Below are 23,326 nucleotides of genomic sequence, written 5' to 3' on the forward strand. Positions count from 1 at the left end.
GTCGCCCCCGCGAAGGTGCGCGGCAGCGAGAAGATCCCCGCGCCCACCATCCCGCCCACCACCATCGCGGTGAGCTGCATGCGGGACATCTTTTGTTCTTTAGATGCCATCAACTCCTCGCTCCGTCGTTGTCGCAAAGGCCACAGCCAATGACTGATCGCTGGCGAGCATCCGACCGGGATGAAAGCTTGTCAAGCGAGCACGAGATCGGGATGAATAGGCCATTCGGCCACCATTGCACACGTGCCTCGATGACGCGCGAATGACGCGCCGGTGGCCCCGACGCGCGCTAGAAGCTCTTGCGCACGTTCACCCAGAACTCGGTCGAGCTGTAGTTGAAGCCGATCGAATTGCTCTGGTCGCGGATCCAGAGCAACTCCGGCCGCAGGCTCCATGTGGGCACGAATTCCCACACCAGATAGGCGCCGACTTCGTAGAGGTTGTCCCGCCGCCGCAGAAACACGGTGTTGTCGACTGTGTCCGGATGAAAGTGGATGTTGTCGGAGGCGAAGAGATCGCGCTCCCACCACACGAAGCCGCCCCAGCTCAGGGTCTTGCTGACGGTGAAGTCCAGCGCAGCCGTGGCGCCGAACACGTTGGAATCGCCATCGGGCCGGCTCGTCGCGTAGTTGCGCCCGGCGTGGCCGGTGAGCGAGAAGCTGCCCTTGCCGTCCATGAACGAGTTCACCCAGCCGGCCGACACCAGTGCGGTGGTGCGGCTCCGATCGCGCTCGGGGCCCTCGGGGTAACGGCGTCGCCGGATGTCGCCGCCGAAGGTGAACTGGTTGTCCGGGTCGTAGCGCATCCGGTAGTCGGTGAAGATCGAGACGTCGTTGCGGTAGTTGCCGTCGCCGCGGTAGCTGGTGCGCCCCCTGAAGCCCGCCGAGAGGTTGTTCTCGCCGAGCGCCTTGCTGCCCGCGAGCCGCCAGCGCAGGTCCGAATCGCTGCGACTGTCGGAGTTGTCGTAGTAGCGATAGCGGTAGTCCAGCGTGCCGTCGATGCCATAGCCGTTCTCCAGCGCGTAGTTGAAGCCGCCGCCGGCGCGCGCGTTGTAGAAGGTGTCGCGACGATCGCCGCCGCCCAGCGCCCGCGTGCCGACGGTCTCGTTCACGCGGTACTGGCCGACGCCAGTCTCCGCATAGCCGAAGCCCGACAGCGGCCTGCCGTCATCCAGCGACTGCCGCGCCGCCTGGTCGTAGACCTCGGCCTGCGAGCGCACATCGGGCGGCAGGTTCTCGAAGCGCAGCACGGTCTCGAACTCGATCTTCGCGTCGGCGTACTCGCCGAGCGCGAAGTACGCGCGGCCCAGCCCCAGGTGCGCGGGGACGAAGTCCGGCCGCGCGGCAAGACTGCGCTGGAAGAGCGCCTTGGCCTTCTCGGGCTGCTGCGTGCCAAGCGCGGCCCGGCCCAGGAGGTAGCTGAAATCGGCGTCGCCCGCGCTGGTGCTCTCGAACGGCGAGAGCAGGCCGTAGGCGTCCTGATACTTGCCTTCGCGCACGAGCTGCTGCGCACGCGCGATGTCGGGATCGGCAGCGAAGACCGCATTCGCGAACAGCACGGCCGACGAAACGACAAGGGCTTGCGCGGCCGATCGCAACGGCGCACGAACGAAGCCGCGGCGCACGGTACAGGTTTCGATCATCTCGAATGTCTCCTCGGGTCGGCAACCACCCAACGCGCCGCATTTAACACGCAGCCCGTTTCCCGCGCAACGCGAACGAAGAAGCGAGTGCTAGGGCTTGCCGCTTTGCGACAGCAGCACCGCCACGGCTCGCGTGCCCGGGAACTCCGAGAAGATGATCGTCAGCATCGCCGTGATCGGAACGGCGAGGAACGCACCCGCCACGCCCCACAGCGCCACCCACACCGCCAGGCTCACGAGGATCGCGAAGGGGCTGAGATTGAGCGAATTGCCCATGATGTAGGGATCGAGGAAGTTGCCGATCGCGAACTGCACCACGGTGAGCCACAGCATGATCGACAGCACATGGTTCGCATCGCCGAACTGCGCCATCGCCATCGCGCCGGGCAACAGCACGCTCAGCACCGAACCGATGTAGGGCACGTAGTTCAGCAGCGCGATCACCACCGCCCAGAACGGTGCGAACTCCAGGCCCATGACGCGCATGATCACCCAGCTCAGTGCGCCGAGCAGCACGCCCAGCAGCGTCTTGAGCGCCAGGTAGGCGCCCACCCGCGCGTTGATGTCGGCGATCACCTGCTTGATGCGCTGCGCATGCTGCGGGCTCTGCGCGATCGCGTTGATCTTGGCTTCGAGGTGGCCGCGCTCGACCAGCAGGAAGCAGGCATACAGCCCCACCACCACGCAGGTCGCAATCAGGGAGGACACCGACGACAGCGCCGATCCCACGACGCGCTGCAGGCTCACCTGCGCGAACAAGTCGCGGCGCAGCGTGGTCCAGGTGGGCTCCGACTCGAAACGAAGCCACACCGCCACCTTCTGCACCGCGGCGAGCAGCGACTCCTGGTAGCGCGGGGCCTGCGCGATCACGCTGTCCTTGTTGGCGATCAGGGTGTAGACCACCAGGCACAGGCCGAAGGCGATGATGAACACCGACAGGAGCGAGATGACCCACGGGGGCAGCTTGCGGCCCACCACCGGGATGCTCTGGATCAGCCGAGCGATGCCGAGGATCACGTAGACCACGAAGACGCTGAACATGATCGGCACGAAGACGTCGCGGCCGATGTAGAACACCCAACCGATCATCAGTGCGATGGCGGTGCCATACACGAAGGTTTGGAATCGGTGATCCATCTTGGACGCTGCTCCTCGCGGTTGTGTGGGCAATGGCGGGCCTGATCTTATGCGCGTTGCGTGTCGCGCCGACGACCGTTGCGGGCCAGCGGGCAACGCGATGCAGCCTACCTCGACCGGTGCCGGCGAGGAAGGCGAGCGTCTGGCTTGACTGAACCGGGTGGGCTAGGGCCTGTCCCCACTACTTTCATAGTGCCCGTTGCCCCGCAAAGGGGGTGGCTGCAAGGCGCAAACCGCAGCCGGGCTGTCTGCCCGGCGAGGATTTGCAACGCCGCAGACGCCGCCTTTGCGGGGCAACCCTTCGGGCAAGGCAGCAAAAGGCCGCACTCGTCGTTGCGCGCCTAGTCCATGCACCAGCATGGACTGCGCCACGCGCCTAGATTGCGGCCTTTTGCTGCCTTGCGGGCACTATGAAAGTAGTGGGAACAGGCCCTAGACCCAGATCTGCAGCACGTAGTCGAACAGCGCCTGACCGTTGAAGAGATCGACGCGTTGCAAAGCGATGCGCAGTGCCCCGGCCGCATCGCGCACCAGCGTGTGCCGGTAGGTGCCGCCGAAATGCCGCACGTCGTCGCGGCGCAGCTCCATCATGTGGAAGCGCGAGCGGACCTGGATCGTCGCCCCGTCGACCGATTCGATCGCGACATTGCCGACGACGTGATTGGTCTCCCACATCGGCGCCTGCGACCACGCGTTGGGGTGCGAGACGCGGCCCTTGCGGATCTCCATCATCAGCTTGTCCTCGGCAAAGATCGAGGGTGAGCCTTCCCATTCGGTCTGCTCCGGCGTGACCGGCATCCAGTAGATGCCACGCTCGTCGAACAGGTCCATCCACGCCTGCCAGAGCTTGCGGTCGAGCAACTCGGCCTGCAGGTAGAGCAACTGCTCGACCTCGCGCTGCAGGTCGTTGCCGGCCACGAGGCCGGCGCGCGGCACATCGGTGGCAGACGGCGCCGGTGCGCGCGGCGAATGGTCGGGCGCCAGCGCTTGTGCGCCGGTGGGCGCTTCGCCGCTGCCGCCTTCGATCACCACGTCCTGCGCGAGCAGGTGCTCGAAGTCCGGACCGGCGTCGGGGATCGCGGAGGAGGTTTCGCGTGCGGTCATGGTCTTCCCCTTACGCGGCCGACATGTAGGCCGACCAAGCACGGAACTGGCTGCGCATCACCGCCTCGGAGGTGCCGTGGTTCGAATAGGTCACGCCGCCCTCCTCGCGGTCGTCGCCGAAGTAGCGGTGGAAGCTGACCCAGTCGCCGCCCTTGGATTGCAGTCCCCATTGGCCCTTGGTCCAGTTCTCCAGGTCGTCGGCATTGATCATCGTGGCCGGCGAGTTGACGAGGTTGTAGTACCAGAGGCTGCGGCGGTAGATGGCCTCCGGCGCGCCCTTCAGCCGGAAGTGCCAGATCTCCGAGAGCGTCTTGTCCGGCGAGATCGGCCGCAGGCAGCGCAACTGCTGCAGCGGCGACTGCACCGAGAGGTACGGATAGACCAGCACATGGTGGATGCTGCGCGAGAGGTATTCCTCCGCGCGCTGCTCGCCATAGGCCTCTTTGAGCAGCGCCTCGTGCGCGAGCGTGTCCGGGTCCTGCGGCCGAAGCCCCATGTAGGCCTTGAGGATGCCGTGCCCGTGCGGGAAGTTGATCGTCTGCACCGAATCCCACTGCTCGAAACTCGACGCGAAGGCCGAGAGGTAGTGGTAGTAGAGCGGCACCTTTTCCTGCTGCGCCTTCAACCGCTTCTCCACGCGCCCGGCCGCGATGCCGGTCGACTGGTGCGTGACCGAGGGATGCAGTGCATCGAGCTGGTTCTCCATGAAGAACTTCCAGTTCGAATGCTGGATCACGCGGTGGCAGATCGGCACCACCTCGACCTCGCCGACCGGCGAGCGGTCGCACATGTCGTCGAAGGCGACGCGCGCTTCGCCGAGGAATTCCGCGAGCGACGGTCCCTCTTTCGCGAGGCTCGCGAAGACGAAGCCCCGGTAGCTGTCGACCCGCGCCGCCGACTTCACGCCGCAGTCCGGGTTGTCGCGCGTCATGCGCGTGCCTTCGTAGCCCTGCGCGAGCGGGATCGCGCGCACCGAGCCGTCGAGGTGGAAGCTCCACGCGTGGTACGAGCACACGATGCTGCTGCCGGTGTTCCCCTTGAGGTTGCCCACGAGCTGCACCCCGCGGTGCGGGCAGCGGTTGTGGAGCACCCGCACCGAACCATCCGGCTGCCGCACCATGAACATCGGCTGGCGGCCGATGGTCACCGCGTGGTAGTCCCCGGGTTGGGGCACTTGAGAGACGTGGCCGCAGTAGACCCAGGTGCGCTCCCAGATCTTCTCCATTTCGGCATCGAAGATCGCCGGGTCGGTGTAGACGCTCCTGTGGACGCGGTCGGGCTCGACCAGCGCGTTCAGATCGAAGTTCTTCATCGTGCCTGTCCTTTGTCGTACCCGGGTCCCGGACCGGACCCGGAACGGAGTTTGCTCCCGGCATGGCGTGGGATGTCCCTGATTTACCCTCACGGCGCCACCTCGATACGCTACGCTCTCGCCCGGCCGCCACAAGGAGCCCCATGTCCTCCATCGCACTGTTCGACACCGCGATCACCTCGCTCTACCAGGCGTTGGAGACACCCGTGGGCATCGTCGCACTCTGCTCGGCAGGCGTCGCCGGCGCGCTCGTCATCGTCAGCGCCTTCGTCAAGACCATGATCCCGCTGCGCTGCCTCGCGGTGGGCGGCAACCTCGGCTTCCTGATCTACGGCGCGCTGCATCCCTCGTTCATCATGGTGCTGCTGCACGGCACCATGCTGCCGATCAACCTCTACCGGACGGCCGAAATGGTGCGCCTCACGCGCCGCGTGCGGGCCTCGGCCGACTCCAGCGATCTCTCGGGCGTCTGGCTGCGGCCGTACATGCGCAAGAAGCGGCTGCGCAAGAACGGCGTGCTCTTCCACAAGGGCGACGAGGCCACGCACCTGTATTTCCTCGCGGAGGGGCGCATCGAGTTCGTGGAGATCGGCGAGGTCATGGAGGCCGGGCGCCTGTTCGGCGAGATCGCTTTCTTCGCGCCCAACAAGCGACGCACCCTCACCGCGCGCTGCGTCACGCCGTGCACCGTGCTGCAGATCGACGAGAACACCTTCCGGCAGCTCTACTTCCAGAACCCCGCCTTCGGCTTCGAGGTGGTGAAGCTCGTGGCCGGCCGGCTGCTCGCGGACCGCCACCGGCTGGAGGAAAAGCTCGCAGCGGCCGAGCCCCACCCGCCCAAGTCCTGAGGCCATCGCCGCTCAGCGCAGGCGCTCCATCTCCTCCGGCGTGGCGAGCGCCACGATCGCCCGGGCGACGGACTTGTGCTCCATGATGCGCATCTCCAGCGCGTGCAGGATGCGTGACAGCGCCGCCTGGTCGTGCTCGCCCGCGATCACCACCCGCACCACCACGATCAGCCGGTCGGGTCCGACGAACTCCGCGAAGAAGAAGGTCACGCGCTCGACCAGCGGCACCGCCTCCAGCGCCTTCACCGCGGCCGCGCTGCGCTCTTCCGAGAGCGGCATGCCCGCCAGGTAGTGCCGGTTCACGTTGATGAGAAACAGGCCCGCCACCCCCATCAGCATGCCGATCAGCATCGAGCCCGCCGCGTCGTACGCGACCTGCCCGGTGACCTGGTGCAGCGCCATGCCCATCCCCGCCACTGCGAGGCCGACCAGCGCGATGAAGTCGCCCGTGACCACCGCGCGCAATTGCGAGTCCGAGGTGTCGAAGACATGCTTGAACACGCCGAGGTCGCGCTCTGCCGCGCGCTCGCGCACGAAGCGGATCGCCTGCATGAACGACACGAACTGCAGCCCGAACGACAGCGCGATCACGATGTAGCCGAAGCGATAGTCGGTGGTCGCGTCCGGCAGGTCGAGCTGCCGCAGGCCGCGCCAGAAGCCCACCTGCGCGCCCACCACGAACATGCCGATCGAGGCGAAGAGCGACCACACGTACGACTCGCGCCCATAGCCCAGCGGATGCCCGGAGTCAGCCGGCCGGCGCGCGGCGAGGTAGGCGGCGATGAGGAAGATCTCGGTGACCGTCGAGACCCACGAATGCACCGCCTCCGCCGACATCGAGGCCGAGCCGGTGTACAGAGCGGCCGCCGTCTTGCCGATCGCCATCAACGCGCCGGTGCCCAGGGCGATCGCCGCCGCGCGCGCCTGGCCCGGCGCGGGTGCATCGGTGCCGAGGCGGCGATGGAATCGGCTGAAGGTTCTCATCGCTCGCGTCTACAGCTCGTTCTGGTTGACCAGCGGCAGCATCAGCCAGAACTTGATGCGCTGCCAGGCGCTGTCGTGCGGTTCGTGCGCATGCACCGTCACGCGGCCGTCGGCTGTGCGCTCCTGCCATTCGATCCGCGAGCCGTCGGGCGAGAGCTGCAGCCGGTAGGCGCCGCCCACCACGCCGTCATGGAACAGCCTCCGCAGCGGCTTCACCAGTTCCGGGCTGTCGATCACGAGGCCCAGCTCGGTGTTCTTCACCGCCGAGCGGCCGTCGAGGTTCATCGACCCGATGAAGACCCAGCGGTCGTCGATCGTCGCCATCTTGGCGTGCAGCCCCGCCGCCGAGCGGCCGAAGTTGCCGAGGTGCTCGCTGCGCGGGGCCAGCTGAGGCCCGATCTCGTAGAGCCGCACGCCGGCTTTCAGCAGGCGCTTGCGGTACTTCGCGTACTCGGCGTAGACCAGCGGCTCGTCGGTCGATCCCAGCGAGTTGGTGATCACCGTGATCGGGCTTTCGGCGCCGGGCGGGACATGCACCGCCTCCATCATCGCCATGCCGCGCTCTCCGGGGATGAAGTAGGGCGAGACGATGCGCACGTTCTCGCGCGCCTTCGCGAAGATGCCCAGCGTCCGGGTCGTGACCGTCTGCTTGTCGGCCGCGCTGTTCGCATCCACCTTGTCGGGGCTGTCGACGAAGAGCTGCGCCGATGCCGGCACCAGCGCCGCCCGGCCCGCGTCGAGCTGCGCAGAGACCGTCGGCTGGCCGAGCACATCGAGCGGGCGCTCGGCGATGCGCTCGCCCGCCTGCGCTATCAGCGCGTCGAAGCGGGCGCGGCCTTCGGCCGAGGGCCGCGTGCCCGCCACGGTGTCGATCGGCCACACGTGCGGGCTGTTCCAGTACAGGTCGAACGCCTTCGACATCTCGCGAACGATCGGCCCCGCGCCCAGCACATCGAAGTCGATGAAGTTCAGCGCGGTGCTCTGCATGAAATAGGCGTCGGCCATGTTGCGGCCACCCGCGACAGCGAAGGCGTTGTCCGCGATGAAGAGCTTGTTGTGCATCCGGTGGTCGATGCGCTCGAAATCATCGAGCGACGCGAGCACACGGCCTGCGAACCAGCCGGAACGCGAGGGCAGCGGATTGAACAGGCGCACTTCCACATTGGGGAACGCGGCCAGGCCCGTGAGCAGCGGGTCTTCACCCGCGGTGTAGAGATCGTCCACGATGATCCGCACCCGCACGCCGCGCGCGGCGGCATCGCGCAACTCGCGCAGGAACTGCTGGCCGACGGTGTCGTTGCCGATCAGGTAGTACTGCGCATCGATCGACCTCTGCGCCCGGCGCGCGAGTGCGATGCGCGCATTGAAGGAGGTCTCGGCCTCCGGCAGCAGGCGGAAGCCCGACAGCGCCGGGTCGTCCGCGGGCAGCGAGTCATGAGCGATGCGCCCGAGGCGCGTGGTGGCAGCGTCTTCGATCGCATGGGCCGGCGGTGCCTGAACGGGCGGCGGCAGCGATGCGCAGCCAGTGGCGAGCAGGCAGACGTAGACGGCGAGAAAGGCGATCCGCAGACGCATGAGCGCGATCCTCGCATCAAATCCCCCGAGGCGACAAAGGACTGGTACTTGATCGTCACGATCGCAGCCAGCGCGGTCACGATGGATCTCTTCATGGGGCGGGTGCCTGGAGTGCGTTCGCCGCGGCTTCGCGATCGCGCGCAGCCCGGTCGTGCTTCAGCAGCCGCATGAACTCGGGCAGGTTCAACGGCTTGAGCAGGTGATGGTCGAAGCCCGCTTCGGCGATGCGCGCGCGCAGGCCCAGCTGTCCCCAGCCGGTGAGTGCGATCAGCTTCAGGGCGCCGCCCCAGGGTTCGGCGCGCAGGCGGCGGGCCAGCTCGCAGCCGTCCATGCCGGGCATGCCGATGTCCAGCAGCGCGAGCGTGGGGATCTTCTCGTGTGCGATCTGCAGTGCCTCCTCGCCGCTGTAGGCCACGATGGGCGTCGCGCCCAGCGAAGCGAGCAGCTCGACCAGGCTGTCGGCGGCATCGTGGTTGTCGTCGACCACGAGCACGGTCCCCTTGATCTCCGTCTGCGCCGTCCCAAGCGGCGGCTGCCGGCCGGATGAAGGGATCAGCCGCGCGAGCGGCAGCCGCACGGTGAAGGTGGCGCCCTGGCCCGGGCCGTCGCTCACCGCCTCGACGGTGCCGCCGTGCAGCTCCACCAGGCTCTTGACCAGCGTCAGCCCGATGCCGAGCCCGCCCTGCGCCGCCTTGGCGGTGCCACTGACCTGCACGAACATGTCGAAGATGGAGTGCAGCATGTCCGGCGCGATGCCGGTTCCGGTGTCGACGACTCGCACCACCGCATGCTGCGCCTCGTGGCGCGCGATCACGTCGACCTTGCCGGGCGTCGGCGAGTACTTCGCCGCGTTGTTGAGGAGGTTCGAGAACACCTGCGTCAGCCGCACTGCGTCGCCGCGCAGCACCAGCGGCTCGGACGGCAGGTCCAGCACCAGCGCATGGCCCCCACGTTCGAGCAACGGCCGGCTCAGCTCGGCCGCCTCGTCGATCACCGAATCGAGCAGCACCTGCCCCAGCTGCAGGTCGATCTTGCCGCGGGTGATGCGCGACACCTCCATGAGATCGTTCACCAGGCGCACCATGTGGTCGACCTGGCGCGCCATCAGCTCGTAGTACTTGCCGGCTTCCGCAGGCGGCGGCTTCTTGCGCGACAGCAGCGACAGCGCGGTGCTCAGCGGGGCCAGCGGATTGCGCAGCTCGTGCGCCAGGGTGGCCAGGAACTCGGTCTTGCGCTGGTCCGCATCGCGCAGGCCGTCGAGCAGGTTGCGAAGCTCGTACTGCCGCCGCCGCGCGCGCAAGGCAGCGCGCAGCGCCGTGACCAGCGCCGCCACGCGCATCGGCCGCTCGATCACCGTGACGTTCGCGAACTCGTCCATGGCGTTCGCGATGGCACGGGAATCCGCGCCCCGCCTCGCCAGCACGAGCACCGGCACATCCGACCACGGCGGCTGCAGGGCCAGCGCGCTGGCGAGTTCGGACGTGGCCATCTCGCCGATCACCTCTTCGGCCAGCATGATCGCGCCGACGCCGCGCGACAACTCGCTCACCAGGGCGTGCATGTCGTCGCACACGTGGGCCACGAAGTGCGCACGTTGAAGCACGTCCTTCGCCAGGCGCGCATCGCCCGAGGTCGCGGTCCGAAGAAGGATGCGCTCACCGAGCGCCGAGGTGTCCTCGCTCACGATGATGCGCTCGCTCCGTCCACCATGACCGGCACGCCGGTGAGGATGCCGCGGAAGTTCCGCAGCGGCTCGCCGACCCGGATTCCGTCGGCGTCCAATGTCAGGCTGCGGATCGTCCGCTCGTGCGCGCCGCCGCGCTTCTTGACGACCGAGATCGCCTGGCGCACTTCGCCATGCGCCTCGAAGTAGCGCAGCACGACCACCGCATCCGCAAGGTAGCTCGCATCGACCGGCGTCTGCATCTGGGCACCGATCAGGCCATGCTGCGCGCCGACAAGCATGGTCGCGACACCGGACTGCCCGAGGAAGGTCAGCAGCTCATGCAGTTGCACGATGAGGAAGCGCTCGTCCGGCATCGCGTTGAGATAGCCGTTCAGGCTGTCGATGACCACCACCGTCGCGCGGAAGTCGGTCACCGAGGCCTGTATCTCGTGGACGAACTCTCCCGGCGACAGCTCGGCCGGGTCCACCTGCCGAACACGGATGCGGCCCGAATCGATGAACGGCCCGAGGTCCATCCCGAGCCCCTCGCAGCGCGTGCGCAGCGTGGCGATGCTCTCGTCGAAGATGAAGAGCGCCGCATGCTCGCCGCGCCGCGCCGCCGCCACCGCGAACTGCACCGCCATGCTCGATTTGCCGGTGCCCGGGGCGCCGACGAAAAGCGTGCTGGTGCCTTTCTCGATGCCACCTCCCAGCAGTTCGTCGAGCTGGACGAGGCCGCTCGGAATCCGCGTTTGCGTCAGCGGCGGCGTGTGTTCCGCCGCCACCAGCCGCGGGAAGACCCGCAGTCCACCGCGCGCGATCTTGTAGTCGTGATAGCCGGCGCGAAACTCCTTGCCGCGGTACTTGGCGACCACGAGCCGGCGCCGCGAGCTTCCATAGTCGGGATTGAACTGCTCCAGGCGAATCACCGCGTGGGCGATGCTCTGCACCTGCAGGTCCTGCTCGGTGGCGGTGAGGTCGTCGAGCAGCAGCACGGTGCACTGGCGGCCGGTGAAGAAGTGCTTCAGCGCCAGGATCTGGCGCCGGTAGCGCAGCGACCCGCCCGCGAGCAGGCGCAGCTCGGACAGCGAATCGAACACCACGCGGCTGGGCTTGATCTTGTCGACCTCCGCCAGGATGCGCAGCGTGGTCTCGCTGAGCTCGACCTCGGACGGATGGAACATCGTGTACTGGTCGTCCGGCGCCAGCGCCTCCTCGTTCGGCAGCATTTCGCGCACCTCGATGCCATTCATGTCCCACCCGTGCGAGCGCGCCACCTCGATGAGTTCGACGGCCGTCTCGGACAGCGTGATGTAGAGCGTGCGCTCGCCACGCGCGGCGCCTTCGCGCAGGAACTGGATTGCCAGCGTGGTCTTGCCGGCGCCGGGCGCGCCTTCCGCCAGATAGAGGCGTTCGGCGGTGAGACCCCCGCCCAGCACATCGTCGAGGCCGGGCACGCCCATCTTCAGAAGTGGCGGCGCCGAATGGTGTTCGTCGGGCATGGACAAGGCGGGATCCTTTCCTCGGTTGCGACCCGAAAAAAGTAGCACGCACCTCGCGCTGCCGCTATTCGCACGATGTTGTTGAGTCGCGTAGGGCGGTTCCTACGAAAATCGCGCGCCGCGGGAAATCCCCGCGCGCGGCGCGCTCGCGTTCAGGCCACGGCGGTCGAGTAGCGCTCCAGCAGGGCCTGCACCTGGGTTTCCATCTCGTCGAAACGAGCGATCGCCTCCTCGCGCTCCACGCGCAGCCAGCGCAGGCGCTGGCTGGCATCCGACCACATGCGGCTCTCGCCCTCGTCGGCCAGGAAGCGCAGCGGAAAACGCACCGTGCGGGTGACGACACGCGACCCCGCCCGGCGTGCCCTGCGTTCGACCACCGCGACGAGTTCGTCGCCCTCGACGCGGCAGGCGAAGAGCGAGTCGCGCGCAGGGTCGAGCGGCCGGAACCGCGTGTCGTAGTGTTCGCCGTTGCCGGCCGCCAGCCATTGCGGCCGGAAAAGTTCGCGATGCATCCGCATGCGGCTGAAGAGCTTCGCGCCCAGCCAATCGAGCAGCTCGTGGCGCCTTGCGGTGCTCGCGCTCCCCTTGCCGCGCAAGCGGTCGAGTTCGAGCAGTCGGTCCATGAAGGCGGAAGCCTCGAGCCCCTCGCCCTTCGGCAGCACCGGGCGACTCGCTGCCAGCGCGCGCGAGAACGGCGCCTGCGACTTCGTCGGCGGCCAGTCGGTGCCGGCCCGCAGGTGCGCGTGCAATGCGCTGCGCGCGGACGGCGGCCGCGACGGGATGGCAGCGACCGGGGCGCGCGAAACCCGCGACGCCCTCTTGTTGAACAGCCAGCCCTCGCCCATCAGGAACCTCAGCAGGCTCCGGGGACCGGCAAGTGTCGTTTCAGAAGAAGCATTCAACATGCACAACCTCTCTCCATCAGCTTTTCCGGGGTCTGTCCCGACCGCATCCAATTGCCTCGGGGACCCCGCTTTCGATGAGAGCTAGGCTATCCGAAGGCACGCGAAACGAATTCGGCGAGGTCCGATGGAAATACCGCTGAGTTCGACCGATTGGTTCAAATTCCAGTCAGTCCCCGTTCAGTCCATCCATGCACCAAAGGGCAATTGACGCGGCGGATGGCCGATCCGAGACTGCATCCGTCTGCGGCGTCCTCTTCGTCACGCCGAGCAGAGGGAAAGAGGCCCGCCGGGGCAGATCGGAGCACACCTATTCCGACGCGCACGATTCGAACAATCAACGACCTGGCGCAGTTGCCAGACAGCGAGCTGCAAGCCTGCCTGAGTGCATTGCGCAAGGCGGTGGTGGAGGCCAAGCGCATCCACGCCGTTTCGCAACGCGAAGGCATGGTGACGGGGGAGACGCCTTTCGTCTTCTCGTCCTTCAACTGGCGCCCGAAGGCTGCCCAGCGGCTTGATACGCCCCTTCTCGGTCCTGAAACGCCCATCGAGGAAATCCCCCTTCGAGCGAGTGTTCACCAAGTCCTGAAAGAGCTCGGCATCTTTCGCATCGAAGACTTGTCCGCCATCAGCGAAAGCGAGCTTTTGAGCGAGGAGTCCATCGGGCGCGGCACCATCACCCGGCTGCGCGAAGCCCTCGCGCAAGCTGGAATGGCGTTTTCGCCAGACCCGGACGCCACGCGGCGTGCTCTCGATCAAACCAGGGCCGTGCTCGCGCTCTCTCCGGAAGCCCGGGCTTCGGCGCTCAGGGGCTTGAAGGACTCATCGCCGCTCTCATCCCTCGGCCTCAAGCCGACGACGCTCACGCGGGCACTGGGCGGCGGCCACCTGACCGTGGGCGCACTGCGAAAGCTTTCGCTGACGATGATTTGCGAGAGCTTCGGCAAGCGGGAAGCGCGCGAGGTCTATGAGGCCTTGATGCTGACGGACCGCCCGTTTGCCGGGTCGGCAACACCCCTGGACCTCTGGCGTCATGGGCTGGTCGAGACCCACGAACTGGCGGCCCCCACCGCTGCGCACGCCCCGGTGGAAGAGTTGCGACCGTGGCTGGGGACGTCGGTCGATGCGTTGCAGGCGCGTGGCATCCACACCTTGGGCGCGTTGCGCAGCTTGGTCGCGCGCCAGGAAGTGACATCGTCTCGAGAATTCGGGCGTACGACCACCGATCGCATCTTTGCTTTTCTCGATGCGTATGTCGTGGCTCCGCCTTATCGCCGCGGGGCGATTCACCGCGCCGCGCGATAGCACTCGAACGAAGCCGACTCGCCGGTCAGACGTTCACCTGGCAGCATCACGTACAAAGGCGTGCGCTCGCCGCATGACCGAATCGAGTTCCTGGCGCGCGGCCTGATAGGCCTCCAGGGTCTGGCGCTGGAGCTGCGCGTCGTCATCGGCCTCCTGATGTTCCACGACCCGGAAGGCACGCACGGCGTCGCTCTCATCGAGTTGGTGGCAGGCGGAGCACATGCGGTGCGCGAGCTGGCGCAAGGCGGCGTGGTCGGCTGCCGCCGCGGCACGGTCCATCGCATCCATGTCCGTTTCGGTCGCCGCCACGAAAATCTGCACCAGCTTCGCAACCTTGCTCGCGTCGCCATCGGACAGCTGCATGAGGCCGGCATATCGAGACGGCGCGGCCGGATCGACCGCGTCGGAAGCGGGCCCTGCGCCATCGCGGCCTTGCCGCTGCTGGAGCACATCCGACAACGTCTTTCTCAAATCCTCCAGTTGCAGCGGCTTGGACAGATAAGCATCCATCCCCAACGCGAGACACCGCTCCGCCTCGCCCTGCAGCGCATTGGCCGTCAGCGCCACGATCGGCAGCCGGGGCCTGCGTTGCGCGGTCTCCCGCTCGCGCAACCGCTTCGTCAGTTCATAGCCGTCGAGCCTCGGCATGTGGCAATCGGTCAGCAGCAGCGCATAGCCGGCGCCAGCCCCGGATGCTTCCAGCATCTCCCAGGCTTGCTGGCCATCTTCGGCGACATCGCACGCATAGCCCAGCTTGACCAGCTGGCGTGTGATGACCTCACGATTGATCGGATGGTCTTCCGCCAGCAGCACGCGCTGGCCCTGCCCGGTCGCAGGTTCAGGCCGTGATCGATCGATCGCGGGCTGCCTGCCGGCGTCGATGGCGATGCGTTGCGACGCACTGCGTCCGGGTGCCGGCTCCGCACTGGGCACCCACGGGTGCAACGGCAAGGTCACGATGAAGCGGCTTCCCACGCCGAGTGCGCTCTCGCAGCGCACGCTGCCGTGCATCAGTTCCACCAGTTGCCTGACGATGGTCAAGCCCAGGCCGGTGCCGCCGTAACGCCGAGTGGTGGCGATGTCGGCTTGGCGAAACGGCTCGAACAGTGTCTCGACCGCGCCCGGATCGATGCCGATGCCGGTGTCCCGGACCGCCAGTTCCAGATCGTCTCGCGGCGTGCGCATCGCGCTCACGTGCACCTCGCCGTGGTCTGTGAACTTGACCGCATTGCCGATCAGGTTGGTGAGCACCTGGCGCAGCCGCACGGCGTCGCCCACGACGAACTGCGGAATGGCCGCGTCGACGTGGAAGCCCAGTCCGATCGCCTTGCGCGCGGTCTCGGCGGAGAAGGTGGCGCACACGTCTTCCACGAGACCGGCCAGCGACAGCGGCCGGCTCTCGATGTCGAGCATGCGCGCCTCGATCTTGGAGAAGTCCAGCACGTCGTTGATGATCGTCAGGAGCGACACCGACGACTCGCGGCAGCGCATGAGCATGGTGCGCTGGTCGTCGTCCAGGGGTGAGTCCAGCACCAGGTCGATCATGCCGAGCACGCCGTTCAGCGGCGTGCGCACCTCGTGGCTCATCATCGCGAGGAAGTGGGCCTTGGCGTCGACCGCCGAGCGCGCCTCTTCGGCCTTGGTCACCAGGCTGGCCTTGAGCGCTTCTTCGTCGGTGATGTCCTTGACGATGCCGATGAAGGAGATGATGGTGCCCGGGGTGGCCGTGTCGCTGCGCATCGACAGGCTCCCGCGCACTTCGACGATGCGCTCGGCGCGAGCCTCAGGGAAGATGCGGAACTGCTTGCGAAAGGCGCCCCCTTGCTGCCGGTACAGCTCGCCCAGTCGCTGCGCCACGCGCTTGCGGTCCTGCGGATCGATCAGCGCAAACAACCCCCTGTAGGTCATCGCCACGTCGTCGCCGAATCCGCAGATCTCCCTCAGGCGATGGTCGGCATCGATGGGCGCATCGAGAAACGCCGGGTCATTCACATGGGGGGGCCCAAGAGGCCGGGTGACCGAACGCCAGACCCCCAGGCCGCCCACGCTCAACGCGAGGTCAAGGTCGCTTCGCGATTGCTCGAGCTCGGCGAGAACGCGTTCCGCCTCGGACTTCGCGGCGTTGAGTTCAAACTCAGCCTGACGTCGCTCGGTGATGTCCCGGTTGACGCCGATCACGAAGTCGTCGCCCGCACGCAGGCGGTCCATCGACATGAAGCCTTCGATCCAGCGCACCGCGCCCTGGTCGTCCACGACGCGAAACTCGTAGGCGCCCACCTCCTGCCCGCTGCGCGCGATCCTCATGCGCGCCTTGAGCGGATCCACGTCGTCCGGATGCAGCCTCGCAAAGAAATCGGATTCGGCATCGGCGGTGCCGCTCAAGTCAAGGATGTCGCGAGCGCGCTGGTCAAGCCGCACTTCGCCACTGGCCGGATTCCACTCCCAGACACCCATGCGCGCGGCGTCCAGCGCAACGCCGAGGCGCGCATTGAGATCCTCCAGCTGGCGCTTGACCGCCCTCTGTTCGGTGACATCGATCGCTACTCCCACGATGCCGCACAGCGCTCCCCTCCGGTCGTAGACAGGTTGCTTGCGGGACTCAAAACACATCCGCATGCCATCGACCTCGATCTCTTCGTCGAAGGTGCGGGCCACCCCCGATTCGATGAGCTCGCGGTCCTGCGCCACGAAGCGTTCGTGCAACCCGGATCCGAAGAGATCCTTGTCCACCTTGCCGATCACGGCACGCTGGTCCAGGCCGAACATGCGCGAAAACTCGGCGTTGGCCATCTGATAGCGGCCCTGGGTGTCCTTGAAAAACAGGACGTCGGGCACCGCATCCATGATCGAGCGAAGCTCGTCGTCGTGGCGCTGCAGTCGCTTGGTGCGCAGGAACTGCAGCAGCGAAAGACCGGCCATGCACATGGAACCCAATGCCATCCAGAACCAGTGCAGTTCGATGGCCATGGGCTGACCGAAGAAGTAGCTCGCAATCGCAAGCACCAGGGTCAGCGCCAATGTGAGGACGCCGCTGCGGTCGATCACGCGCGTCGGTGAGATGGGCACGGTTTCCATGCGGCTCCTCCCTTCTGCCGAAGTGGGCCATCCACGTCAATCGAACCTGCAGCACGTAACCGCAGGCTCGGCCGCGCGATAGGAGTCGCATTCTTGCCGATGCTGCTGCCGATGACCAGAAGACGAGACAGACCCCTCGATTCACCCCGGCCGTTGATAAGATCCGGCGTCACTTGGAGGAAGGGCTCTGCGATGCTGAGACGATTCCTGGCTTCGAGCCGCTACATCATGGTCATTCCCATCGTGGGAACATTTCTTGGTGCAGTGGGTTTGCTTCTCTACGAAGCGCTGGCGCTATCGCTGATCTTTGCCGAGGCGTTCCAGGCGCGCGCGGTTTCCGCCAAGTCGGTCAAGCTGTTCGCGGTCGGCCTCATCGAAGCGGTCGACGTCTTCCTCATCGCGATCGCGGTCTACATCATCAGCATCGGGCTGTTCTCCCTGTTCATCGATGACCAGCTTCCTCTGCCAAAGTGGTTGGAAGTGCGCAACCTCGAGGATCTGAAGGGCAACCTGGTGAGCGTGGTGATCGCCGTGCTCTCCGTGCTCTTTCTGCGCGAAATGGTGGCGTGGGACGGCTCCGGCGACATCGCTTCGTTCGGCGTGTCGCTGGCGCTCGTCGTGGCGGCGTTCACCTATTTCCTGGTCAAGAACAACTCGCGGCGGGACTGAGCACAAGGGCGGTTGGGCCCGAACGCCGCCGCCGGCGCCGGCGCGCGCGCGCCTTGAAATGACAAAAGTTATGGAAATTTTCCGCAACCGGTAGCCTCGGGGATAGTGCTCCAAAGAAGGTGCGGACGTAAGCTGGACACGCGCTTGTAGGCCACACATGCTCGGGTTGACCCGCTGTTTCAGGCGACACGCGACAAACTGCCCCCTGACGACATGAGGAATTGACCCCCTCCATAGCAGGACCCCAAGATGGAAGGCAACGTGTTTGACTGCAGCCGGAACACCGTTCCGCGATACCTGCGTCAGGGTGGCTGACAGCCCTCCGAGTCGCCCGCGTGGACCGGCCGGTTGACGGAGCACGCTGAGTGGCTTGCCGAGCAAATCCGCCAGCACCGCGGCAACTGCGATGTCATGCGCCAGGAACTGCTGCGCGTGCACGGCGTTGCGGTCAGCCTGCGCACGGTCGAAACGCGCGGTGGCGCATCTGCGCCGAGAGCGCTCCTGGCCCAGAGCGTGGCAACGGTGCGCTACGAGACGCCGCCGTGTGGTCAACTCCAGTTTTGCCGCCCACTCGCACGCGCACCGTACCGAACTCGCGACCGCCTCCACGCTTTCTGCCGGCACTCGAAGGTGACACCGCGCGCACAACAAGGGCAAGGACGAACGCGGCGTCGGCTACGTCAAGCGCAACGCCATCGCCGGGCATCACTTCGCTTCGACGGAACACCTACCCAGGCCAGCGCGAAAGATGCGGTCACAACAGATTGATCAACAACCCGGGGGCAGTTCTTCATGTCCCCAGGGGACCAGTTCCCAATGCCGCTTGATACCCGTCTCTCACGGCACCTAGAACTTGGGATCGCGCTTGAGTTTGGGTTGCATGTAAGAGGCTCGGCGGGATTGCGGACCTCGCGACCGCGGTTGGCTTGGAACGTACAAGATGCTGCATTCAATGGCGGCACGACCAACTGGTTCCAAAGCCATCAGTCGCCGATGCCGACAGGGGTCTCAAGTGCTCGGCCCTGAAGCACTTCGCTTCCGATGACGGAAGACACATCCACGTTGCCGTGCCCAAGTGCTCGCATGCATTGCATGAAAAAGACCATCGAAAAGGTTCCACGATAGAGCTTGTTCTTAAGCGAAGCCTCGGTTTCGCGAACCCCTAGCCTGCCGAGCCGACGTGCCAGCTGAGCGAGGGTCACATTCTCGCGAACGATCTCGGCCTTCAATAGCCGGGAAGCAGCGTCCGACCAATCAAAGCTCACGGCTTCAACTTGAGGGCTTGTCAAAACATCTCCATGAGACTAAAGTCTCTCCAAAGAAGTCATCGGTCTCGCCTTGCGAGACCGATGATGGTGTGCACGCCGATTTTAGGCGGCGTGGCTAAATCATTTTAGAAGCGCCATACGCTTTAGGCAGGAGTTGGTTGCTGCATGGACCATTTGACTCGTTCTAGAGAGTGCACCTGGCAGGGGTCAAACCTTGCTGGGACCGGGGCGCCATCCCGTCCGACCCCGTCCGACCCCGTCCAAGGGGGTCGGACTTGCAAAGAGCCAGCGGGGATAGTGCCCGTGAAGACCTCCCCGGGCCTACGAAGCAACGCTCCCGGTGGCCGGCGGAACTTGGCCAACCTCACTTTTCAAGCCCGATACGCACCCGATCTGAAGGGCCGTGGCGCCTATGTTCCTTGGCTTGGACGAGGAAAAGCTCAAGCCAGATTGCAGCGTTCCAATGGGCACACCCTGACATCAATCGAGCCTTCGGCGTACTTGGCTGCCACAGGCGCACTTTGCCCCGTTGACATTCGCGACCAGTGCCCAATGGTCTGCGCACCAATGCGCGGGAAATCGAGGAGATGAGCGAGCAGCAGCGCTTGCTCCTCGTAGGTAGCGGTCGCACCACCAAGCAATCATGGTGAGGGGAAGTACGAGTATGTACTGGAAGGCCAATCCCAATCTCTATCTGCCTTACTTGCGCGCTCGCGTGCGGCGGGGGCGGGGCGTAGGCGAAGGCAAGGACTACATCCCTTGGTACAAAGTGCGCGAAATACGGAGCAGAGGCACGTCGTCCTGTTGTGCTGGTATATGTGTGCCACGTCCTCACCATCTCTTGTCAGAGCTGGAGGTGACTTTCTTTTATCTCATTGAAAGGCGCAGCACTACCGTCGACCTTCGCGAGCAATGGCCTATCCTGGACGTTGACTCCACCTTGCGCATCTGCTCCAGCCTAGGAGCAAACAGTACTACTGCGTCAGTGCATCATCTGCCCGGGCTGAAGATGAATGCGCGTCGTCGGTGGCATGACTAGGTCGCACGCGGCGAACGTCGCAATCTCATGCGGCACCCAAACCCGCCCGGTGGTCCCGGTCTGAACGATGCAGCCTTGGACATGCCTCAATACGGGAATGCTCGGGACGTCGGTCGTAGCGCCCAGGGCAAGGTGCCCGGATACAGTGAGGAGCCCCGCGCCTTGCATGAATTCCTGCACGGCATCCAAGCTCTTCATCGCGCCTTGCGCTTTCGACCGCAGCTCCCGCATCGGAGGGATGATTTCGTAGTCTCGCGTCACGAAAAGCACTCTGTCACCAATCTCGGCGGCGACTGCCATGCGACCAGCCGCATGCCAATCATCAATCATTGACCAGACTTCAGGGTCCCATGGATTGGCAAGCCAGTAGAGCATGTCCACGCCGAGCTGAAGCCTGAAAGTCAACATCGGCAACGACATGCCGGGCGCCGACATCGAGCCCCATCCCAGGTACGACGGCTGCCTGGCATCGAGCTTGACCCTCACAGGGCTAAACACACCCGCCAGCACCGGGAGCTTGCCGACGCGCTTGGCCTCCTTGGAATCCTTGTGGTACTTTTTTGCTGGCTCGATGCGGCCAAATGGCACACACGGCAGCGTATCGGACATATAAATGAAAGGGGTCTTGGTCATGTGGTTTCCTGGTTGAGCGAGGCGCTGACAGCCGGCGCCTAGCCTTCCTATAGGCATGACCGCAAAAGTGGTTCGTTTTAGGTGCTCAGGCTGGCGCAGGAGACTCCGACAATCACTTTAGGCAGTGTTCGCAACCCCCATCGCCCGCTTCGCGGCCTTCAGACATTCGAGCAACCGACGGCGCGGCGCCCGCCGCGTTCAGGCACTCGAAGCGCGGTAGCTTGCCGCCGAAGGACACGTTGAAGTGACGCCCGCGCCAAGCACCGCTGCGCTCAGGCGCAGAGAGCGTTGGAGCGGCACACCGCGCCGACGCCGCCGGCATCAAAGAGCGACTAGAAGCGACCTTGGTCGCTCACCGGGTCCGAATCCCGAAGGAGCGGACGGTCCGCCGGGCCTGCTCAACTAGGGTTGCGCTTCGAGGCTCACCAGGACGGTTGTCAGAACGCCAGGCTCCTCCCGGATGGCCTCTTTCTCATCCGCTTCCTCCAGGAGCCAGAGCGGGTCGCAAAACCGGTAGTGCCACATGCTACGTGTCGCGAGCACCCACTCTTCGTGGCCCTCTGGGTCCGGTTCAATGCAGTGCCGAATCCAAACACTGTCTCCGCAAGTGACGACCAGACAGCAGTTGTAGTCCCGGTCAGAGTGCCAAGACCAGAAGCTTGCCGAGCAGCCTGCCCCACGGAGATAGACGCCCAGTGAGTCATCCGAGACGCAACCCAGGCTGGTAAAGCCGTTTACAAACTCGACCGCAGCTGGGTGCAGTTCCGGTGGCAAATAAATCCAAACGACCGGAAGGGCGGCAAGCGACGGCAGGGGTTCATGAACCAACGTGTAGGTCACGGCAGTTGGCCCCTCCTTCCCCTGGGCGGCCTTCAGCTGAAGATGGATGGCTTCAAACCGGCGCTCTTGTGCGGCAGCCTCTTTCACTGTGAGGCACCTGGTCTCGCGAAAATCCGACAGATGAAGATGCTCGGGTTCGAGTGACCAAGTACTTCGTGACGCTCGGGCCGATGCTTCCAAAAGGTCCAGCCTGCGCAGGGTTGAGTCGGACAGGAACGAGGCCTCCTGATGTCGACGGCGAGATTCTTCGACCATCGTTTCGACCTCCTCCATGAACTTCGTCCAGTCTGACGGCACCTGCCGCCTCACCCAGACACCGTCTGCGCAGGTAACCAGCAGCACAAAGTCGTGCTCACGGCCGGCCGCATCCATGGTCCAGTACGCGTTCAGGGTCAGTTGGAGAGTTCCGTCAGAGAAGGAAACGACCGGGGACGGTTGCAGCAGGTCGTTGGACAAGGCCACGTCCACCTCATGCTCGATGAGCTTCGGCATGGCGGACTTGTAGTGGTCAGGAAGGGTGACCCACAGAACGGGCCTCCTTCGCTGCGCGAATGCGGGTAGCAACCACGCGGGCACGAGGGTGCAGATGCAGCCGTCGGGGGCGAGCCCGCCCTTCTTCTGTGCCTCGATATCTCTTTGCACAAACGCGAAGCCCCCTTCGGTGAGTGCCTCGGCAATTGGGAGATAGCTTGTTTCGGAATGGTTTAGTTTCATGAGAAATGCTTTCAAAGTGGTGCCGCACCTCGCGGCATCTCTCCAATGAAGCGAGCGGATTTATCCATCGACTTTTCGCCCCTCCCCCCGTTGCCTTGGCCCACAGCTGCGCGCGAGGCGGTGACAAGCGCTCTCGGCGCCAGAGGAAGCTCAAGGTCATGCTGTCGCGAGGAGCTCTTTAACCTCGGCGATGTACCGGCGACGGCTTACGCACCCAAGAGACGCTGGCGCCCCACTCGCGTTGAGCTGGCATGCAAAGGCCTGACATCGTCCATGTGCGCCGCGGGCCCCACCAAGCGCTTCTGGAAGATGCCGGCGGTGGTCGGCTCGGCGGCAGAAAGCAGTGCGAAGACCTAAAGCGATTTAGGAATAACTCGGTTCTCTATTCGAAGGGTCCGCCGCGGCTTTTCTGTGGAAATCAACCCATCACGAAGCGAAATGAAATCAAACACTGTTTGCGCCCTTTCGGGCCATGCCGACCTCACCCGCGCTTGCATCCAACTGAAAGCAGACTCGCGCCGGCAGTACCGGACTCGGCGCCTGAAAATGGCACCCCCAGCAGCAGCTGCTATCGTCCCGACCTGCAACCTGCCGTCCATGGTGAACGCGCATCCGACCAGCCAGGCCCTGCTCGTTCGCCTTCCGCTTGATTGGGAGCCCGGCTTGGCGGAGCTGGCAAGTGCATCTGCACAGGTGCTGGTTCACCCGGACACGAGTCTGGATGCGCAAGGTGCCTACCTTTCGATGTCTGTCCCAAGTCCTGCATCGGACCTGCCACGCGCCATCTGGGTCGACCTGGCGCCCATCGTCGAGATGACCACCCACAACGGGGAAGCGGCGACTGTCTCATTGGTAGTTACCGCAGGGCAAAGCTTCGTCATTTGTGAAGTCCCTCGCGAGCCTGAGTTAATGCAACGCTGCAATCAAGCGCTGCTTGATGCCTGCAGGGCTCCCTGTCGGAGGGGCCGACCTCGCGAAGGTAAAGTCGACCGCAGAACGCTACGGCGAGCGTCCATGGTTGTTCATGAGGTATGACGTGCGCGCCCTCGGCCGGCGCATGGCGGTGAACTGGGCAGCGATGCCTGCACGCTTGCCGGCCTGCGTCCTCTGA

Annotated in this window: 16 protein-coding genes; 3 read left to right on the forward strand and 13 right to left on the reverse strand. The window is 65.3% G+C overall.

The genetic code is table 11. The features are described from left to right. Window positions 1–289 precede the first annotated feature (289 nt). The 4 genes from BLW05_RS16145 to BLW05_RS16160 form a co-directional block, all read right to left on the reverse strand. Entirely contained in the window at window positions 290–1,642 is a 1,353-nt protein-coding gene (locus BLW05_RS16145; RefSeq protein WP_093164104.1) for a tetratricopeptide repeat protein, read from the reverse strand. Window positions 1,643–1,732: 90 nt separating this feature from the next. Then, window positions 1,733–2,779: an AI-2E family transporter gene (locus BLW05_RS16150; protein WP_093164105.1), complete on the reverse strand. Its 1,047-nt coding sequence runs from the start codon at window positions 2,777–2,779 to the stop codon at window positions 1,733–1,735. A 432-nt stretch (window positions 2,780–3,211) separates the two neighbouring features. Beyond that, entirely contained in the window at window positions 3,212–3,883 is a 672-nt protein-coding gene (locus tag BLW05_RS16155; protein WP_093164107.1) for an aromatic-ring-hydroxylating dioxygenase subunit beta, read from the reverse strand. Window positions 3,884–3,893: 10 nt separating this feature from the next. Then, window positions 3,894–5,195, reverse strand: a complete 1,302-nt coding sequence (locus BLW05_RS16160) for an aromatic ring-hydroxylating oxygenase subunit alpha (RefSeq protein WP_093164108.1) — start codon at window positions 5,193–5,195, stop codon at window positions 3,894–3,896. A 143-nt stretch (window positions 5,196–5,338) separates the two neighbouring features. Between BLW05_RS16160 and BLW05_RS16165 the strand changes: the two genes are divergently transcribed. Next, window positions 5,339–6,043, forward strand: a complete 705-nt coding sequence (locus BLW05_RS16165; RefSeq protein WP_177142677.1) for a Crp/Fnr family transcriptional regulator — start codon at window positions 5,339–5,341, stop codon at window positions 6,041–6,043. Between the two features lie 12 nt (window positions 6,044–6,055). Here the strand turns inward: BLW05_RS16165 and BLW05_RS16170 are convergent, their stop codons facing one another. The 5 genes from BLW05_RS16170 to BLW05_RS16190 all read right to left on the reverse strand — a co-directional run bounded on the left by BLW05_RS16170 (window position 6,056) and on the right by BLW05_RS16190 (window position 12,675). Next, on the reverse strand, window positions 6,056–7,027 hold the full coding sequence (locus BLW05_RS16170; RefSeq protein ID WP_093164111.1) for a cation diffusion facilitator family transporter: 972 nt from the start codon (window positions 7,025–7,027) through the stop codon (window positions 6,056–6,058). A gap of 9 nt (window positions 7,028–7,036) precedes the next feature. Further along, the gene (locus BLW05_RS16175; RefSeq protein WP_093164113.1) at window positions 7,037–8,602 is read right to left on the reverse strand and encodes a phospholipase D family protein; all 1,566 of its coding nucleotides are present in this window, start codon (window positions 8,600–8,602) and stop codon (window positions 7,037–7,039) included. Window positions 8,603–8,693: 91 nt separating this feature from the next. Next, entirely contained in the window at window positions 8,694–10,286 is a 1,593-nt protein-coding gene (locus tag BLW05_RS16180) for a hybrid sensor histidine kinase/response regulator (protein ID WP_093164114.1), read from the reverse strand. Continuing rightward, on the reverse strand, window positions 10,283–11,770 hold the full coding sequence (locus BLW05_RS16185) for an ATPase domain-containing protein (protein ID WP_256330340.1): 1,488 nt from the start codon (window positions 11,768–11,770) through the stop codon (window positions 10,283–10,285). Before BLW05_RS16185 ends, BLW05_RS16180 begins: the two co-directional genes overlap by 4 nt. A gap of 152 nt (window positions 11,771–11,922) precedes the next feature. Next, window positions 11,923–12,675 (reverse strand): hypothetical protein, encoded by a 753-nt coding sequence (locus BLW05_RS16190; RefSeq protein ID WP_143044838.1) that lies wholly within the window; start codon window positions 12,673–12,675, stop codon window positions 11,923–11,925. 351 nt (window positions 12,676–13,026) lie between these two features. On the opposite strand from BLW05_RS16190, the gene BLW05_RS16195 reads away from it, so the two are divergent. Then, a complete protein-coding gene (locus BLW05_RS16195) occupies window positions 13,027–13,977 on the forward strand; it encodes a hypothetical protein (protein WP_143044839.1) in 951 nt (316 codons plus the stop codon). A 33-nt stretch (window positions 13,978–14,010) separates the two neighbouring features. Here BLW05_RS16195 and BLW05_RS16200 read toward each other — a convergent pair whose 3' ends face one another. Beyond that, window positions 14,011–17,052, reverse strand: coding sequence for a PAS domain-containing hybrid sensor histidine kinase/response regulator (locus tag BLW05_RS16200; RefSeq protein ID WP_093164119.1), 3,042 nt, complete (start codon window positions 17,050–17,052; stop codon window positions 14,011–14,013). 99 nt (window positions 17,053–17,151) lie between these two features. On the opposite strand from BLW05_RS16200, the gene BLW05_RS16205 reads away from it, so the two are divergent. Further along, the gene (locus tag BLW05_RS16205; RefSeq protein WP_256330356.1) at window positions 17,152–17,721 is read left to right on the forward strand and encodes a YqhA family protein; all 570 of its coding nucleotides are present in this window, start codon (window positions 17,152–17,154) and stop codon (window positions 17,719–17,721) included. A gap of 983 nt (window positions 17,722–18,704) precedes the next feature. On the opposite strand, the gene BLW05_RS16210 is transcribed toward BLW05_RS16205, so the two are convergent. From BLW05_RS16210 to BLW05_RS16220, 3 genes are all read right to left on the reverse strand, one after another. Further along, window positions 18,705–19,010, reverse strand: coding sequence for a DUF6471 domain-containing protein (locus BLW05_RS16210; protein ID WP_256330341.1), 306 nt, complete (start codon window positions 19,008–19,010; stop codon window positions 18,705–18,707). Window positions 19,011–19,971: 961 nt separating this feature from the next. Then, a complete protein-coding gene (locus BLW05_RS16215) occupies window positions 19,972–20,661 on the reverse strand; it encodes a hypothetical protein (protein ID WP_093164123.1) in 690 nt (229 codons plus the stop codon). 402 nt (window positions 20,662–21,063) lie between these two features. Then, entirely contained in the window at window positions 21,064–22,215 is a 1,152-nt protein-coding gene (locus tag BLW05_RS16220; RefSeq protein ID WP_093164125.1) for a hypothetical protein, read from the reverse strand. Window positions 22,216–23,326: the final 1,111 nt, after the last annotated feature.

Source organism: Variovorax sp. YR216 (genome assembly GCF_900107745.1).
Lineage (GTDB): Bacteria > Pseudomonadota > Gammaproteobacteria > Burkholderiales > Burkholderiaceae_C > Variovorax.

Coding starts and splice junctions, on each gene's coding strand:
- BLW05_RS16145 (WP_093164104.1), bottom strand. CDS start 1,642: ATGATCGAAACCTGTACCGTGCGCCGCGGCTTCGTTCGTGCGCCGTTG.
- BLW05_RS16150 (WP_093164105.1), bottom strand. CDS start 2,779: ATGGATCACCGATTCCAAACCTTCGTGTATGGCACCGCCATCGCACTG.
- BLW05_RS16155 (WP_093164107.1), bottom strand. CDS start 3,883: ATGACCGCACGCGAAACCTCCTCCGCGATCCCCGACGCCGGTCCGGAC.
- BLW05_RS16160 (WP_093164108.1), bottom strand. CDS start 5,195: ATGAAGAACTTCGATCTGAACGCGCTGGTCGAGCCCGACCGCGTCCAC.
- BLW05_RS16165 (WP_177142677.1), top strand. CDS start 5,339: ATGTCCTCCATCGCACTGTTCGACACCGCGATCACCTCGCTCTACCAG.
- BLW05_RS16170 (WP_093164111.1), bottom strand. CDS start 7,027: ATGAGAACCTTCAGCCGATTCCATCGCCGCCTCGGCACCGATGCACCC.
- BLW05_RS16175 (WP_093164113.1), bottom strand. CDS start 8,602: ATGCGTCTGCGGATCGCCTTTCTCGCCGTCTACGTCTGCCTGCTCGCC.
- BLW05_RS16185 (WP_256330340.1), bottom strand. CDS start 11,770: ATGCCCGACGAACACCATTCGGCGCCGCCACTTCTGAAGATGGGCGTG.
- BLW05_RS16190 (WP_143044838.1), bottom strand. CDS start 12,675: ATGTTGAATGCTTCTTCTGAAACGACACTTGCCGGTCCCCGGAGCCTG.
- BLW05_RS16200 (WP_093164119.1), bottom strand. CDS start 17,052: ATGGAAACCGTGCCCATCTCACCGACGCGCGTGATCGACCGCAGCGGC.
- BLW05_RS16205 (WP_256330356.1), top strand. CDS start 17,152: ATGCTGCTGCCGATGACCAGAAGACGAGACAGACCCCTCGATTCACCC.
- BLW05_RS16215 (WP_093164123.1), bottom strand. CDS start 20,661: ATGACCAAGACCCCTTTCATTTATATGTCCGATACGCTGCCGTGTGTG.
- BLW05_RS16220 (WP_093164125.1), bottom strand. CDS start 22,215: ATGAAACTAAACCATTCCGAAACAAGCTATCTCCCAATTGCCGAGGCA.